At 36.3% G+C, this 15337-nt stretch carries 14 protein-coding genes and 1 tRNA gene; 11 read left to right on the forward strand and 4 right to left on the reverse strand.

Features of this window, described 5'->3' with window-relative positions; genetic code table 11:
- Positions 1–160: 160 nt before the first annotated feature.
- The 3 genes from VK161_RS06800 to VK161_RS06810 all read right to left on the reverse strand — a co-directional run bounded on the left by VK161_RS06800 (position 161) and on the right by VK161_RS06810 (position 3638).
- Positions 161–234 (reverse strand) — tRNA-Asn (locus VK161_RS06800).
- 62 nt (positions 235–296) lie between these two features.
- Entirely contained in the window at positions 297–1649 is a 1353-nt protein-coding gene (gene rseP / locus VK161_RS06805; RefSeq protein WP_324214014.1) for an RIP metalloprotease RseP, read from the reverse strand.
- 72 nt (positions 1650–1721) lie between these two features.
- Positions 1722–3638: a M1 family aminopeptidase gene (locus tag VK161_RS06810; RefSeq protein ID WP_324214015.1), complete on the reverse strand. Its 1917-nt coding sequence runs from the start codon at positions 3636–3638 to the stop codon at positions 1722–1724.
- A gap of 156 nt (positions 3639–3794) precedes the next feature.
- On the opposite strand from VK161_RS06810, the gene serS reads away from it, so the two are divergent.
- The 10 genes from serS (at position 3795) to VK161_RS06860 (ending at position 12561) form a co-directional block, all read left to right on the forward strand.
- Positions 3795–5066 carry a serine--tRNA ligase gene (gene serS / locus VK161_RS06815; protein ID WP_324214016.1) on the forward strand — a complete coding sequence of 424 codons (1272 nt, stop codon included), beginning with the start codon at positions 3795–3797 and terminating at the stop codon, positions 5064–5066.
- An 82-nt stretch (positions 5067–5148) separates the two neighbouring features.
- Positions 5149–6924 carry a tetratricopeptide repeat protein gene (locus VK161_RS06820; protein ID WP_324214017.1) on the forward strand — a complete coding sequence of 592 codons (1776 nt, stop codon included), beginning with the start codon at positions 5149–5151 and terminating at the stop codon, positions 6922–6924.
- 50 nt (positions 6925–6974) lie between these two features.
- Positions 6975–7298 (forward strand): DUF4286 family protein, encoded by a 324-nt coding sequence (locus VK161_RS06825; protein ID WP_324214018.1) that lies wholly within the window; start codon positions 6975–6977, stop codon positions 7296–7298.
- Between the two features lie 13 nt (positions 7299–7311).
- Positions 7312–7500, forward strand: coding sequence for a hypothetical protein (locus VK161_RS06830; RefSeq protein WP_324214019.1), 189 nt, complete (start codon positions 7312–7314; stop codon positions 7498–7500).
- On the forward strand, positions 7500–7976 hold the full coding sequence (locus VK161_RS06835; RefSeq protein ID WP_324214020.1) for a nucleotidyltransferase: 477 nt from the start codon (positions 7500–7502) through the stop codon (positions 7974–7976). The genes VK161_RS06830 and VK161_RS06835 overlap by 1 nt, the downstream gene beginning before the upstream one ends.
- A gap of 132 nt (positions 7977–8108) precedes the next feature.
- Positions 8109–8888, forward strand: coding sequence for a 16S rRNA (adenine(1518)-N(6)/adenine(1519)-N(6))-dimethyltransferase RsmA (gene rsmA / locus VK161_RS06840; protein WP_324214021.1), 780 nt, complete (start codon positions 8109–8111; stop codon positions 8886–8888).
- Entirely contained in the window at positions 8878–10230 is a 1353-nt protein-coding gene (gene mgtE, locus VK161_RS06845) for a magnesium transporter (protein WP_324214022.1), read from the forward strand. The genes rsmA and mgtE overlap by 11 nt, the downstream gene beginning before the upstream one ends.
- Positions 10231–10759: 529 nt before the next feature.
- Positions 10760–11758, forward strand: coding sequence for a 2-hydroxyacid dehydrogenase (locus VK161_RS06850; RefSeq protein WP_414655412.1), 999 nt, complete (start codon positions 10760–10762; stop codon positions 11756–11758).
- A 46-nt stretch (positions 11759–11804) separates the two neighbouring features.
- Entirely contained in the window at positions 11805–12188 is a 384-nt protein-coding gene (locus VK161_RS06855; protein WP_324214024.1) for a VOC family protein, read from the forward strand.
- A gap of 55 nt (positions 12189–12243) precedes the next feature.
- Entirely contained in the window at positions 12244–12561 is a 318-nt protein-coding gene (locus tag VK161_RS06860; RefSeq protein WP_324214025.1) for a TM2 domain-containing protein, read from the forward strand.
- A gap of 32 nt (positions 12562–12593) precedes the next feature.
- Here the strand turns inward: VK161_RS06860 and VK161_RS06865 are convergent, their stop codons facing one another.
- On the reverse strand, positions 12594–14387 hold the full coding sequence (locus VK161_RS06865; RefSeq protein ID WP_324214026.1) for a lysophospholipid acyltransferase family protein: 1794 nt from the start codon (positions 14385–14387) through the stop codon (positions 12594–12596).
- 184 nt (positions 14388–14571) lie between these two features.
- Here VK161_RS06865 and VK161_RS06870 point away from each other — a divergent pair, with 184 nt between their 5' ends.
- Positions 14572–15333 (forward strand): exodeoxyribonuclease III, encoded by a 762-nt coding sequence (locus VK161_RS06870; RefSeq protein WP_324214027.1) that lies wholly within the window; start codon positions 14572–14574, stop codon positions 15331–15333.
- Positions 15334–15337 lie beyond the last annotated feature (4 nt).

Genomic DNA, 15337 nt, shown 5'->3' on the forward strand with positions numbered 1-15337 from the left:
ATCTACAATTTATGTAAGCAACATGAATACTCCAAATCGGGTAAGAATTACTAAAACCAAAAAGCCACAACTTTTGTGTTACGGTTTTAATATGGGTTGTGGCTGAAAATAAAAATAGAAGTATAAAAAAAGCCTAACATTTCTGTTAGGCTTTAAAAAGCTCCCCCTCTTGGGCTCGAACCAAGGACCCTCTGATTAACAGTCAGATGCTCTAACCAACTGAGCTAAGGAGGAAGATGTTATATCTTTTAAGCGGTTGCAAATATAAGGCGATTTTTATTTTTTGCAAATAAAAATTAAACTTTTTTGAAAAAATTATCAATGATGATTTCGTAGATGTCTTTTCCGAAAGTCAAGGCCATCAGTGAGAGCAAGAAAATCATCCCTCCAGTTTGTACATAACCCATTGCTTTTTCACTTAAAGTTCGTCCAGTAATCATCTCTGCTATAGTAAATAAGGCATGACCGCCATCTAAACCTGGAATTGGTAAAAGATTCATAAAAGCTAAACCAATAGAAAACATAGCGGTAAATTTCCAGATGAATTCCCAGTCCCATTCAGTGGGTAATTGACGTGTAATCCCGATTGGACTTTTTACTTGTTTGTATGCTTCTGTTTTAGGTTTTAGCAATAATTTAAACTGTTTGATGTTGTAAACAAATTGAGTGTATGATTCTTCTACAGCTTTTGGAATCGCATCAATAAAACTCATTTTATTAACTATTTCATAGGTGTTGAACTCTTTCTCAGCCTGTTTTGAATAGCCGAAACCAATTTTTCCTTCTTTGTCGGTTTTGGTTGCAAGAGTTAGTTTTTCGTTATTGCGAATAATAGATAGTGTAATCGAATCATTTTTGTGTGATTTGAGTTCATCAGACAAGACATCAAAATAAGGAGTGCTTTTTCCGTTGATACCTACAATGCGATCTCCAATTTTTAAGCCCATTTTTTGAGCGCCGCTTTTAGGGTTGATACTATCAACAATAATGTTTTTTATTCGAGGCCCGATAAAATTGCGTCCTTCTTTCTTTAAAATATCTCTTTTGTTTTCGTCGGTTAGTAGGATGGTTTTGTTTTCACCATTTCGATTTACAACGACTTCGGTACCCAATAAAATATCAATAATCATTCGGTTGTATTTCTCTTGGAATTCTCCATCAACACTAACAATTTTATCGCCATTTTGGAAACCAGCAGATTTTCCTACATCACCAAATGATAAACCATTTTCTTGAAATTTATCTGTAGCAATGTACTTCTGACCATAAGTGCTATATACAGCGGTATATAAAAACCAAGCCAAAATAATATTCACAGTAATGCCGCCTAACATAATAATTAAACGTTGCCAAGCCGGTTTGGAACGGAATTCCCAAGGTTGAGGTTCTTGTTTGAGTTGCTCAGTATCCATACTCTCGTCAATCATACCGGCCAACTTTACATAACCACCAATTGGCAACCATCCAATTCCCCATTCGGTATCTTTAATTTTTTTCTTAAAAAGAGAAAATCCTGCATCCATAAAAAGATAGAATTTTTCCACTTTTACTTTGAAAATTTTTGCAGGAATAAAATGCCCAAACTCGTGCAACACCACCAATATTGATAAAATAAAAATGATTTGGGCAATTTGTATAAATGTATCCATGTTTTGATTTGAGTTATAAACGCACAAAAGTAAGGTTTTCACCTTACTTTTTTGAAATAATGTGCGAGAATACTAATTTTTTATAATTTTTTTATGAAAGGTGCCTTCTGAGGTAGCTATTTTAAGAAAATGAACCCCTGAAGCTAACTCATTCAGAGTGAAATCAGAAGTGAATTTTGTGCTTACTAATTGACCAAGGTTATTGTAGATTTCTACTGATTCTAATGTTAAATCCAATGGCATTTGAATGTGAATTTCATCATCAGCAGGGTTGGGAGAAACTGTAATCGCTTCTTCAAAATTAAAGGATTCGTTACTTAAAGTAGCAGTATTGTTTCTTGAAATTATATTTTTCTTTGGGTCAAATTGCACTCCAGTCACCACAAACGGAACCGGAACAATAAATTGTTGACCATTGAACGTGTTATTTACAACCGTATCATAGGTTTGTCCACCCGACCCCAATAATCGAATAGGAACTGGCATTTCAAAAAAGCTTACACTCGGATGTGATTGGGTCTGATTAACCGTTATTTTTGCTTGGCCTGCTCCAAAATTTTGAGCTGTGATGGTATAGGTTGGATAACCTTGATTGTACAGCCAATCATTAAAAAATTCAGTCAAAGAACCGCCATAAGCAGCTTCCAAATGTTCTTGTAAATCAGTTGATACAGCATATTTATAAGCTAAATCAGTATCGGCTAAATAATTTCTCATGCCTAAGAAAAAGGCTTCGTCGCCCATTTTAAAGCGCAGCATATTTACTACCATCGAACCTTTGTTGTAAGTAAGACGAGAACTGAAAATACGATTGACGTTGGTAGCTTCAGTATCAGTTAAATAAACAGCTCCACTAGGTTGAGAAGTAATGTTATTGATTTTAGAGTTTTTCCAAGCTGTAAAGCTGTCGTCACCATCCAAATTTTCAACGACTAATCCGCTCAAGTATTCTGCAAAACCTTCGTTTAACCAGATGTCATTCCAAGAGCCGCATGTAATCTTATCGCCAAACCATTGATGTCCCAATTCGTGCGCAATTAAGCTACGTCCGAAACTTCCCATAAATGAAACGGTAGTATGCTCCATTCCGCCACCCCAACCAAATTGAGCATGGCCGTATTTTTCGTTTTTAAAAGGATACGGTTCGAATAAGGTCTCGAATAAGTTCATTATGGGAAGCGTTTCTGCTAATTGAGTTGAAGCAGAGCTGTAATTTTCAGGATAAATATAATTCACTATTGGAAAAGGAGTTTCTATTCCTGCGGTTTGAGTAAACGTCTGATAATTAGTTACTGCAAAAGCAACCAAATAAGCAGGAATCGGGTAATTGTGGAAGAAATGCGTTGTTTTGGTTCCGTCTCCATTGTTAATAGCGCTTTGTTCCAATCCATTTGCCACACTTGCATATTGTGCTGGAGCTGTTATGTAAAAGTCAACGCTATTCATTTTATCATTCAAATCTTGTTTGCATGGCCACCAATCGCGAGCACCAAAAGGTTCAGAAAGTGTCCACATTACTGGAGTTCCAGCATGATTTTCGGCGGCAAATGCAGCAAAACCATTTACAGGTGGCGCACCAGAATAAGTGATTTCAATTGTAGTAGAACTTCCAGCAGAGGCTTGAGCAGGCAAAGTCACTACAATTTCGTTATTCCCGTTTTGTTCAAAAGTCAATTCTGTTGTTCCTTGTTTAGCAGAAGTTACCGATAGTTCATTCGCTAAATCAAAAGTTATAGTAGAGGTGTTTTCTAAAAAAGTCAAGGTATTTTTAACTGTTCCAGCCACAAAATAATCGGCAGGATTTACATCCAAACGTAATTCGGCATGAGTTAAATCGTAATTCAGGGTGTTTGGGTTGACAACAAATGTCATAATATTGGAAGCCGCTTTCATTTCAGCTTCTACCATAGACTCCATGTCAGTTTCTGTAGTTTGGGCAAATGAGAAACTAATGAACAGAAGTAAAAATAAAGAGTAGGTTTTTTTCATTTTCTTAAAAAATTTATGCGAATGTAATAATTATTTGTAAAAACAACAGCTAATGAATTGATAAATAGCGGAATTGTCACTAAAAATTTATAAAGTGAGATGGCGCAAATAATAAAATCAATTCGTTAAATTTGCAACCTTAATCAAATAAAAGTCATGTTACAATTAAGCGTTATTAGAGAAAACAAGGAAAATGTTATTACAACATTAGCCAAAAAGCACATGGATGCTAAAGCCATTGTTGAAGAAGTAATTCAGTTGGATGAAAACCGTAGAAGTACTCAAGTGGAATTAGACAACACCTTAGCCGAATCTAATAAACTGTCCAAAGACATTGGCGAAATGATGAAAAACGGTGAAAAAGCTAAAGCAGAAATTCTAAAACAGAAAACAGTTCAATTGAAAGAAAAAAGCAAAGAACTTTCTGAAAAATTAGATGCTTTTGCCCATGAATTACAGCAAAAAATGTATTTGTTGCCTAATCTTCCTGCCGAAATTGTTCCCGAAGGTAAAACTCCTGAAGAAAATCTGAATGTTTTTGAAGAAGGTGAAGTTCCCGTTTTACATGAAGGTGCTTTACCGCATTGGGATTTAGTAAAAAAATACGATATCATCGATTTTGAATTGGGCGTAAAAATTACTGGTGCTGGTTTTCCTGTTTACAAAGGAAAAGGAGCCAAATTACAACGTGCTTTGATTTCGTATTTCTTAGATAAAAATACCGATGCTGGTTACCAAGAATACCAAGTTCCTCATTTAGTAAACGAAGCTTCGGGTTTTGGAACAGGTCAGTTACCCGACAAAGAAGGTCAGATGTACCATGTTGGTTTGGATGATTTATATTTGATTCCAACCGCCGAAGTACCAGTGACGAATCTTTTTAGAGATGTTATTTTAAATGAAAATGAATTACCCGTTTTATGTACGGGTTATACACCTTGTTTTCGTAGAGAAGCAGGTTCATACGGAGCACACGTTCGCGGTTTGAATCGTTTGCATCAATTTGATAAAGTAGAAATCGTTCGAATCGAACATCCAGATAAGTCATACGAAGCGTTAGACGGAATGGTAGAACACGTTAAAAACATTATGCGTGAACTGAAATTACCGTTTAGAATTTTGCGTTTGTGTGGTGGCGATATGAGTTTTGCATCAGCCTTAACTTACGATTTTGAAGTGTTTTCAACAGCACAAGATCGTTGGTTGGAAATCAGTTCAGTGTCTAATTTCGAAACCTTCCAAGCCAATCGTTTGAAATTACGTTTCAAAGATAAAGACGGTAAAAACCAATTGGCACATACCTTAAACGGTAGTTCATTGGCGTTGCCTAGAGTGATGGCCGGAATCATCGAAAACTATCAAACACCAGACGGAATTGTAGTTCCAGAAGTGCTTCGCAAGTACACAGGTTTTGATATCATTAATTAAAAAGTTAACTTCGTCTAAATAATGTACTAAACTGGCACAAAATGTGTTATTTTAGTACATTGTTTTTTAATACTAATTGTAAATGAAAAATATTTGGGTAGTACTTTTTTGCTTCATTTCGCTTTTTGTTCAGTCTCAAAACGAACAATTGGCCAACAACTATTTTGATCGAGGTGAGTTTGAAAAAGCATTGCTCAGTTACGAAGAGTTGGTAAAAGTACAGCCCGCCAATTTCAATTATTTTATACGAACAATTGAGTGTTATCAGCAGTTACAACAGTATGATAAAGCTGAAAAAGCACTTATTGATCGTGTGGCAAAATACAAACAAAGCAACACGATTGTCGAGTTAGGATACAACTATCAACTGCAAAAAAACCTTAATAAAGCAACCAAATACTACGATGAATGCATCGATAGAATCAGTAAAAACCCAACCGACGTATACAGCATTGCGTATCAATTTGAAAAAAGAGGTTTAGTTGATTATGCTTTAAAAGCGTATCAAACGGCTTTGGATAAAGAACCAAAATTCAGTTTTAATTACCAAATGGCGCTACTGTATGGGCAAAAAGGCGATTTGGACATGATGATTGAAAAATTCCTGACCGAAGCGTATGTGAATCCTCAAAATCTGGTGATGATTCAAAATCAACTCAACCGATTCATGACCGAAGATTCAACGGTTACGTTCAATGATTCGTTAAAGAAAGCATTATTGACAAGAGTTCAAAAGACACAAGACGTGTTTTGGAACGAATTTCTGAGTTGGTTTTATGTTCAAAATAAAGAATACGGAAAAGCGTTCATTCAAGAAAAAGCGATTTACAAACGCAATCCCGAAACATTTGCTAATATTGTCAATTTAGCGCAATTAGCAGTAGAAGAAAACGAACCCGAAGTTGCCAAAGAAATTTTAGAATTTGTCTTGGCAAATACTCAAGATTTAGACCTTCAAATTCAATCGCATTCCTATTTAATGGAGATGAAAATCGCCAAAGCTACCGAAAAAGACTATCCTGCTATTGATGCCGAATTGGATAATTTAATCAAAGAATTTGGTGTTAGTCCGTTCAGTTTGTCCTTACTCAAAATCAAAGCTGAATTTGCTACCTTCAAACTCAAAAACCCTGAGTTAGGTAAAACCATTCTCAAAAATGCGCTTGAAATGCCGTTGGATAAATACCAAATTGCCACTTTAAAAATGGAATTGGGCGAGGTTTTGTTGTACGAAGAAAAATTCAATCAAGCCTTGTTGTATTATTCGCAAGTGGAAACCGATATGCACAACGATGTACTCGGACAAGAAGCGAGTTTTAAAACGGCCAAAACGAGTTATTTTAAAAACGACTTCGAATGGGCAAATCATCAATTAAAAGTATTAAAATCAGCCTCTACGCAACTTATTGCCAACGACGCGCTCGATCTCTTTTTGTTGATTTCGGATAATACTGTAGAAGATTCCACTCAAGTAGCCTTGAAGAAATTTGCACGTGCCGATTTCCTCTTGTTCCAAAACAAAACAACTGATGCTTTGGCAGCATTTCAAGCGGTTTTGAAAGAGCACAAAGGCGAACCCATCGAACCCATTGCATTGTTGCGCATCGGAAAAATTTACGAGCAGCAAAACGATTTCACTTCAGCACTGAGTCAGTACAAACAAATCATCGACAATCATAAAGAATGCATTTATATTGATGAAGCACTTTATTTTTCAGCCGAAATTTACAACCAACAAAACAATGCCGAGGAAGCAAAACCACTATACGAAGCTCTAATTATGAACCATCAAGACAGTATTTATTTTGTCAATGCACAGAAGAAATACAGGCAATTGCGTGGCGATAAAGACATCTAGTTTTCAGTCGCAGTCGCAGTTTTCAGTCATTCCTTTTAAACAAACTACAAATGATTTTATACAATGTAACAGTAAACATCCACGAAAGTGTACACGATCAATGGATGAATTGGATGCAAAACAAACACATCAACGACGTTCTCGCTACCGGAAAATTCTCTTCAGCACGAATGGTCAAAGTGTTGGTAGAAGAAGAAATGGGCGGAATCACCTACGCTATTCAATACACAACCGATAGCAAAGAAACCTTGCAACGCTATTACGATGAAGATGCAGCTCGTTTGCGCGAAGAAGGAAGCCGTCTTTTTGGTGATAAAATGCTTGCGTTCCGTACTGAACTCGAAATGATATCGGAGTTTTTTCAAACGAATTAAAAGCAAAAAAAAAATGAAATTGCGTTTTCAAACTAAAGAAGAAAGTAACCAACAACAACAAGACGAATTTTTAAAATTGTCTAAATTGGAACGACTGTACGCTTTTTTTCGACTGATGGAGCAAATGAGTAAATTTCCAATAAAAAATAAAGAAGACAAGAATAAAGACAATTTTATCATTGTCATCAATACCAAAAAATAATGTCTAGAATTTGGGAAGAAAACATCGATCAATTCATTATACTCGCTAATAAACATTCCGTTCGAATGATTATGGTTCGTGGTGGAGCAGTTAATTTTCATGGCTATCAACGCCATTCAGCAGATGTTGATTTTTGGATAGAAACAACAGTTGAGAATTTCAAAAATTTAATAGTTGTTTTCAAAGAAATGGGATATGAGATTGATGATTTTCCTGAAAAAGTAAAGAATCAAGAGCAAAATATATCCATAAAGTTTTCTCCAGAAGATTTGAATTTAGAACTCATAACCAATTTTTCAGTAAATAAATCTTTTGACGAAGCCTATAACGACTCAGAAACTGTGACTAAAGATGGAACACAATTTCTGAAATGGAATGTCTTATCATTGGAAGATTTAATTACAAGCAAAATAAAAGCAGGCAGACCAAAAGATTTACTAGACGTCCAACAATTACAAGAAGTTAAAAAGAAATAATAAGTTTACATTCCAAATCTTATTAAAAATAACCTTAGCGACTTAGTGCCATAGGGGCAAAAAATTGAATACTAAAAAAACAAACTAGATTGCTTCGTTTCCCGAAAATCGGGACAAGCTCTCGCAATGACTATGGAAAAAGTAAAAGCCAAAAAACACCTCGGTCAGCATTTCCTCACCGACGAATCCATTGCCCAACAAATTGCTGATACTTTGGCGTTTCAAGGCTATGAAAATGTTCTTGAAATAGGACCAGGAATGGGCGTTTTAACCAAATACCTTTTGGAAAAACCCACCACAATCTACGTCATCGAAATTGATACTGAATCGGTTGAATACCTCAATGCACATTATCCAAAATTACACGGCAAAATCATCTCCAAAGATTTCCTCAAATACAACATCAATGAAGTTTTTGAAGAAAAACCCTTTGCCATAATCGGAAATTTCCCTTACAATATTTCGTCTCAAATTGTGTTTCGCGCTTTAGAACTTCGGAACCAGATTCCCGAATTCTCCGGAATGTTTCAAAAAGAAGTAGCCGAACGCATTTGCTCCAAAAAAGGAAGTAAAGTATACGGAATTTTATCCGTTCTAACTCAAGCTTTTTACGATGCTGAATATCTGTTTACGGTTCATGAAGACGTATTCAATCCGCCACCCAAAGTAAAATCGGGCGTACTTCGCCTTCGCAGAAAAGAAAATTTCACCTTGCCTTGTAGCGAAAAATTGTTCTTTTCAGTAGTAAAAACGGGTTTTCAACAAAGAAGAAAAACTTTGCGAAATAGCTTAAAATCGTTTCAATTGTCTGATAATTTAAAAGAAGATAGTATCTTTGACCTCCGACCAGAACAACTGTCGGTAGAACAATTCATTGAACTTACTCAAAAAATAGAAGCCAATGCAATTTAAAATCAGCAAAGAACTATTAGAACAAATAGAGCAACTCATTCACCACAAAAACGACCAAGAATTGGAAGTGCTGTTGAACGACTTGCACCACGCTGATATTGCCGAAATTTTTGAAGAACTGGATATCGCCGAAGCCACCTACATTTTTAAAGTGCTGGATAGCGAAAAAACAGCCGAAATTCTTCTTGAATTAGAAGAAGATGTTCGTGAAAAAATCCTTCACGCTCTTTCACCAAAAGAAATTGCAGAAGAGCTTGACGAATTAGATACTGACGACGCAGCCGACATCATCGCCGAACTTCCTCAAAGTAAAAAAGAAGAAGTAATCTCCGAGCTCGAAGACGTTGAACACGCCAAAGACATTGTCGATTTATTGCGCTACGACGAAGATACTGCCGGAGGTTTGATGGGAAAAGAGCTAGTAAAAGTCAACGAAAATTGGAATGTTTTGACTTGTGTGAAAGAAATGCGCATCCAAGCCGAACACGTGACTCGCGTGCATTCTATTTACGTTGTCGACGACGAAAACCGCCTCAAAGGTCGTTTGTCGCTCAAAGATTTACTCACCACTTCAACCAAAACTCCGATTAGCGAGGTTTACATCAAAAAAGTAGATTCGGTTCGTGTCAACGCTTCCAATGTTGAAGTAGCGCGCATCATGCAGAAATACGACTTAGAAGCCATTCCAGTTGTAGATGAAATGGGACGACTGGTAGGTCGCATCACCATCGACGACATCGTAGACGTTATCAAGGAAGAAGCCGATAAAGATTACCAGTTAGCAGCGGGTATCTCTCAAGACGTTGAGGCCGACGACAGCATCATCGAACTCACCAAAGCACGCTTACCTTGGTTGGTTTTAGCTCTATTTGGAGGATTTGTCAGTGTTACTTTGCTCGAAAGTTTTCAAGGAGCAATGCAATTCCACAAAGAACTCTTTTTCTTCACACCACTCATCGCTGCGATGGCCGGAAACGTTGGTGTACAATCATCAGCTATCATCGTTCAAGGTTTGGCCAATCACAGCATTAGCGGAACCATTGTCAATCGATTACTCAAAGAAATATCGCTGAGTTTACTCAACGGATTAATTTTGGCAACCGTTCTCTTTTTAGGAAGTCATTTCTTATTAGGCGTCGACTCTAAAATCGGCATCATCGTAACCATCGCCTTAATTTCTGTAATCGTTATTGCCTCACTCATCGGAACTTCCATTCCATTATTACTTGACAAATTCGGAATCGATCCCGCACTCGCAACCGGTCCATTCATCACCACCAGCAACGACATCTTCGGAATCCTAATTTACTTCTCAATAGCTAAATTAATTCTAGGCTTTTAGTCATTGCGAGAACTTGTCCCGATTTTCGGGAAACGAAGCAATCTGTCATTGCGATTCCGATGATAATTGGAAGAAGCACCCGAGCGCAGCGAACAGAGCGTAAGCTAATCTTTCCAATTTAATTTGGGTGTCATTTTTAGAAGCAGTTATCTTCTTTTCCATTAGGAACACTCGTCCCGCTTTCGTCAGTCGCTTTGACTTATTGAATCAATAAGTCAAGAGCTCCAACAATGCCTCAATCGGGGCTAGAAAAGAAAAATATCTTTTTTGAACACTTTTTCAGACCTGACAGGTTTCCACAATCCTAACAGGTTTTCAAAACCTGTTAGGTATAAATCATTTTTTTAGTCATCTTTATTGAGCATAAATAAACCTAATAGGTTTCAAAAAACAATTTTGGTTTAACTTGTCAATTTGTTTCATTTATGTTTCGTTTTTAAAATATTAGAAACCTAACAGGTTTCAAAAACCTGTTAGGAATACAAAAAAATAATTACCTTTATACTTCAATTTTTACTTTGTGTACTTAATGCAAAATCTTAGTGCCTTTGTGGTTAAAAAATCAACCTTGAATACAAAAGAAATAAACATCCTCCACATCGATTCCAATCATCCTTTACTTTGGGAACAACTTGAAAACGCGGGTTTCCACAACGAAGCCGATTTTACTTCTACCAAAGAAGAAGTAGAAACCAAAATCCATAATTACCACGGAATCGTCATTCGCAGTCGTTTTAAAATCGATAAACAATTTCTAGATAAAGCCATTAATTTGCAATTCATCGCTCGCGTAGGCGCTGGTTTAGAAAGCATCGATTGTGACTATGCAACTTCAAAAGGAGTACATCTTATCGCTGCACCCGAAGGCAATCGAAACGCCGTTGGTGAACACGCAATCGGAATGCTGTTGTCACTCTTAAACAAACTCAACCGCGCCGATCGATTGGTCCGCGAAGGAAAATGGATTCGTGAAGGCAATCGCGGTTACGAACTCGAAGGCAAAACGGTCGGAATCATCGGTTACGGAAACATGGGAAAATCGTTCGCCAAAAAGTTACGCGGATTTGATGTTGAGGTTATTTTTCATGATATCATAGAAAACATAGGTGATGAAAATGCTCGCCAAGTTTCGCTTTCCGAATTGCAACAAAAAGCCGATGTACTGAGTCTGCATTTGCCGTGGACTCCAGAAACTGATAAAATGGTAAACTCACAATTCATCAACTCATTTGCCAAACCGTTTTGGTTCATCAATACATCACGCGGTAAAAACGTAATAACCGATGATTTGGTTGAAGCACTACAATCAGGAAAAATCCTCGGTGCAGGATTGGATGTGTTGGAATACGAAAAACTTTCTTTCGAAAATTTATTCATCGACACCGAAAAACCTGCCGCGTTTGACTACCTACTGCAAGCTGAAAATGTACTGCTTACGCCTCATATTGCAGGTTGGACGTTTGAAAGTCACGCCAAACTTGCACAAACCATAGTAGATAAAATCATACTTAAGTATGAGCAATCATAACTAAGTTCTTTTTTTATTTGTGTTATCAAATTAACAAATAACAATCATGAGTAAAGACATTAAAAGAGTAACAGGAATTGGCGGTGTTTTCTTTAAAAGCGAAAACCCAAAACAAATGAGTGAATGGTATAAAACACACCTCGGAATTCCAGTAGGCGATTACGGTTGGTCGTTTGAGTGGAAAGACAAAGAAGGAAACGATGGCATGACACAATGGACCATTTTTGACGCTAATTCAAAGTATTTCAATCCGAGTGAAAAACCCTTTATGATGAACTATCGCGTAGACAATTTGGAAGAGTTATTAAAGGTATTAAAAGAAGAAGGTGTTACTGTTGTGGGTGAAATGGAACGTTATGATTACGGTAATTTTGGTTGGGTTTTAGATCCGGATGGAAATAAAATTGAACTTTGGGAGCCAAAAGGATAGTCTGTTTCTATAAAATTTTATACTTTTATGACACTCTAACCAAAAAACACAACCAATGGAAGTAATACCACCAAAAGAAGATTGGAATAATCCACAACCCGTAAGACCGGAAAACAAGAGAGTTGTATCAGGAATATTAGCTATAATTTTCGGAAGCTTAGGTGTTCACAAATTTATTTTAGGCTACAACAACGAAGGACTCATTTTGTTAGGAATCAGTATTTTAAGTTATCTAACTTTTTGTTTTTTAATCGGAATTTTTTTGGTTTGGATTCCACCCATTATCGGATTAATAGAAGGAATCATCTATTTAACCAAAACGGATGAAGAATTTTACAATATGTATCAAGTCAATAAAAAACCTTGGTTTTAAAAACAAAAAAGCTTCCAATTTGGAAGCTTTTTTTAATTCTTTTCTTTGCGTTCTAGTTCGGCCTGAAACTCTTCCATAACGGGTTTCATAGTGCTTTCTGGTATGTCAGCAATTCGGATGTACATTAATCCATCAATGGCGTTGTTGAAAAGCGGATCAACATTGAAGGCAACCAAACGTGCATTTTGCTTGATGTATTTCTTGATTAAAACGGGCAATCTCAAATTTCCTGGTTCTAATTCATCAATAATTTTATCAAATTTATTCAAATCGGCCTCAGCTTCATCGAAGATAAAATCTTTATCAGCATCTTTCAGTTTTACTTTAAATTCTTTTTTAGGATGAACGTATTGCGCTATGTAAGGATCGTAATAATTGGACTTCATAAATTCAATCATCAACGACTTAGAAAAATCGGTAAATTGATTACTGATACTCACGCCACCAAGCAAAAACTTGTGCTCAGGATAACGCAACGTTGTGTGAATAATTCCGCGCCAAAGTAAAAACAAAGGCATCGGTTTTTGCTGGTATTCTTTCACGATAAAAGCGCGTCCCATTTCTATAGAACTTTTCATCATGTCGTGTAATTCTGTTTCAAACCGGAACAAATCATTCAAATAAAAACCATCCATTCCATACTTAGGGAAAATCTCCGAACCCAATCCCATTCGATAAGCACCAGCTACTTTTTTGGTGTCTTCATCCCACAAAAACATATGATGGTAATACCTGTCGTATTTATCCAAATCAATAGATTCATTGGTTCCTTCTCCAACTTCACGAAAAGTAATTTCTCTTAAACGCCCAATTTCATGGAGTAAGTTTGGAATTTTATTCGCTTCTGTAAAAAACACTTCGTAGTTTTTACTTTGAAAAAATCTTGAATCGGTTTTACGTAATTCCTCTACTTCAGCAATCATTTTTTCCTGACTTGCCGGCGTAACAATTTTCTTCGGACTTTTTGGACTTTTTAAATTGGGAACGGTCAACAATTTGCTTTCTTCATTGAAAGAATTGGCCAACATATAGGTTTTCTTTCTCAAGAATTCGGAATATTCTTCTATCGATTGGTATTCATTTTGTTCTGCAACCGAAATTGGTTTTCCAATACGAACCTTAATTACACGGTGTTTTTGGGTAAATAATTCCGATGGTAATTTTGCAGTTCTAAGTGTACCGCCAATTTTAGATAGAAAATAAAACAATCGACTATTTTTGGCATGAAAATAAATAGGAACAACAGGAACTTGAGCTTTTCTAATTACTTTAATTGCGCCTTCTTCCCATGCTTTATCAACTACTAATTTCCCATCTTTATAGGTTGAAACTTCTCCAGCAGGAAACATTCCCAAAGGTTTTCCATCGCTCAAATGGCGTAAAGTTTCTTTAATTCCGATAACGCTCGATTTAGCATCTTTGTGATTCTCAAACGGATTTACCGGCATTATGTATTGTTTCATTGGCTCAATTCGATGCAATAAAAAATTGGCTATTATTTTGAAATTGGGTTCTTTTTCCAACATCAATTTCAATAATAAGATTCCATCAATACCACCTAGCGGATGATTTGAAATGGTAATGTAAGCGCCGTCTTTGGGTAAACGTTTGAAATCTTCTTCGGGAATTTCAAATTTGATTTCTAAATCGCTAAGAATGGCATTCAAAAAAGCAACCTCTTTTAGGTGCTTGTTTCTGTCGTAAATTTTGTTTAATGTCGAAATTTTTAAAATCTTCATCAACAACCAACCAGAAAAAGTACCGAAAACTCCGTACTTATCCGCGTTTATTGCTTTTGCAACCTCTTTAGCAGTAACTAAACCCATTCAATTTTTTGTTTATTGAGCAAAAAACAAATATAGTAATTCCAAACGATTTTATTAAGTTGACATCGTTAGTTTTTTTGCATTGAATAATTCACCATTAAAATAAAAAAATCATAGTAAAGATTCAATTTCTGTTTTTATACTGAGGTTGTTTTTGCTTATTTTTGAAAAACTAAATTATTTTATGAAAATCATCTCTTATAATGTAAACGGAATCAGAGCTGCTATCAGCAAAGGATTCCTCGATTGGTTGCAACAATCTAATCCCGATGTGATTTGCCTACAAGAAATCAAAGCACAAGAAGATCAAATTCCAATCATGGAAGTTACAGTCGCGGGTTATCCGTATCAATACTATTTTTCAGCACAAAAAAAAGGGTACAGCGGTGTTGCGATTCTTTCTAAAATCGAACCTAAAAAAGTGGTTTTCGGAACGGGAATCGATTATATGGATTTTGAAGGAAGAAACATTCGCGCAGATTTTGATGATGTTTCCATAATGAGTTTGTATTTGCCATCAGGAACCAATATGGATCGTTTGGATCACAAGTTTCAATACATGGACGATTTTCAACGTTATGTAGATCAATTAAAAGTCGAAATTCCGAATTTGGTGATTTGTGGCGATTATAATATTTGTCACGAAGCCATCGATATTCACGATCCAATTCGAAACGCAACTGTTTCAGGATTTTTGCCTGTAGAGCGCGCTTGGATTGACCGATTCATGAAAAACGGCTTCATTGATACCTTCCGATTTTTTAACAAAGAACCGCATAATTACAGTTGGTGGAGTTACCGCGCTAATGCTCGAAACAACAACAAAGGTTGGAGAATTGATTATTGTTTGGCCAGCGAACCACTTCGAAATCGCTTGACTCGCGCCGTAATTTTACCCGAAGCCAAACACTCCGATCATTGTCCGGTTTTAGTAGAAATTAGTTAATTTT

It is taken from the genome of Flavobacterium sp., from assembly GCF_035299245.1.
Classification (GTDB): Bacteria; Bacteroidota; Bacteroidia; order Flavobacteriales; family Flavobacteriaceae; genus Flavobacterium.

Coding starts and splice junctions, on each gene's coding strand:
- rseP (WP_324214014.1), bottom strand. CDS start 1,649: ATGGATACATTTATACAAATTGCCCAAATCATTTTTATTTTATCAATA.
- VK161_RS06810 (WP_324214015.1), bottom strand. CDS start 3,638: ATGAAAAAAACCTACTCTTTATTTTTACTTCTGTTCATTAGTTTCTCA.
- serS (WP_324214016.1), top strand. CDS start 3,795: ATGTTACAATTAAGCGTTATTAGAGAAAACAAGGAAAATGTTATTACA.
- VK161_RS06820 (WP_324214017.1), top strand. CDS start 5,149: ATGAAAAATATTTGGGTAGTACTTTTTTGCTTCATTTCGCTTTTTGTT.
- VK161_RS06825 (WP_324214018.1), top strand. CDS start 6,975: ATGATTTTATACAATGTAACAGTAAACATCCACGAAAGTGTACACGAT.
- VK161_RS06830 (WP_324214019.1), top strand. CDS start 7,312: ATGAAATTGCGTTTTCAAACTAAAGAAGAAAGTAACCAACAACAACAA.
- VK161_RS06835 (WP_324214020.1), top strand. CDS start 7,500: ATGTCTAGAATTTGGGAAGAAAACATCGATCAATTCATTATACTCGCT.
- rsmA (WP_324214021.1), top strand. CDS start 8,109: ATGGAAAAAGTAAAAGCCAAAAAACACCTCGGTCAGCATTTCCTCACC.
- mgtE (WP_324214022.1), top strand. CDS start 8,878: ATGCAATTTAAAATCAGCAAAGAACTATTAGAACAAATAGAGCAACTC.
- VK161_RS06850 (WP_414655412.1), top strand. CDS start 10,760: ATGCAAAATCTTAGTGCCTTTGTGGTTAAAAAATCAACCTTGAATACA.
- VK161_RS06855 (WP_324214024.1), top strand. CDS start 11,805: ATGAGTAAAGACATTAAAAGAGTAACAGGAATTGGCGGTGTTTTCTTT.
- VK161_RS06860 (WP_324214025.1), top strand. CDS start 12,244: ATGGAAGTAATACCACCAAAAGAAGATTGGAATAATCCACAACCCGTA.
- VK161_RS06865 (WP_324214026.1), bottom strand. CDS start 14,387: ATGGGTTTAGTTACTGCTAAAGAGGTTGCAAAAGCAATAAACGCGGAT.
- VK161_RS06870 (WP_324214027.1), top strand. CDS start 14,572: ATGAAAATCATCTCTTATAATGTAAACGGAATCAGAGCTGCTATCAGC.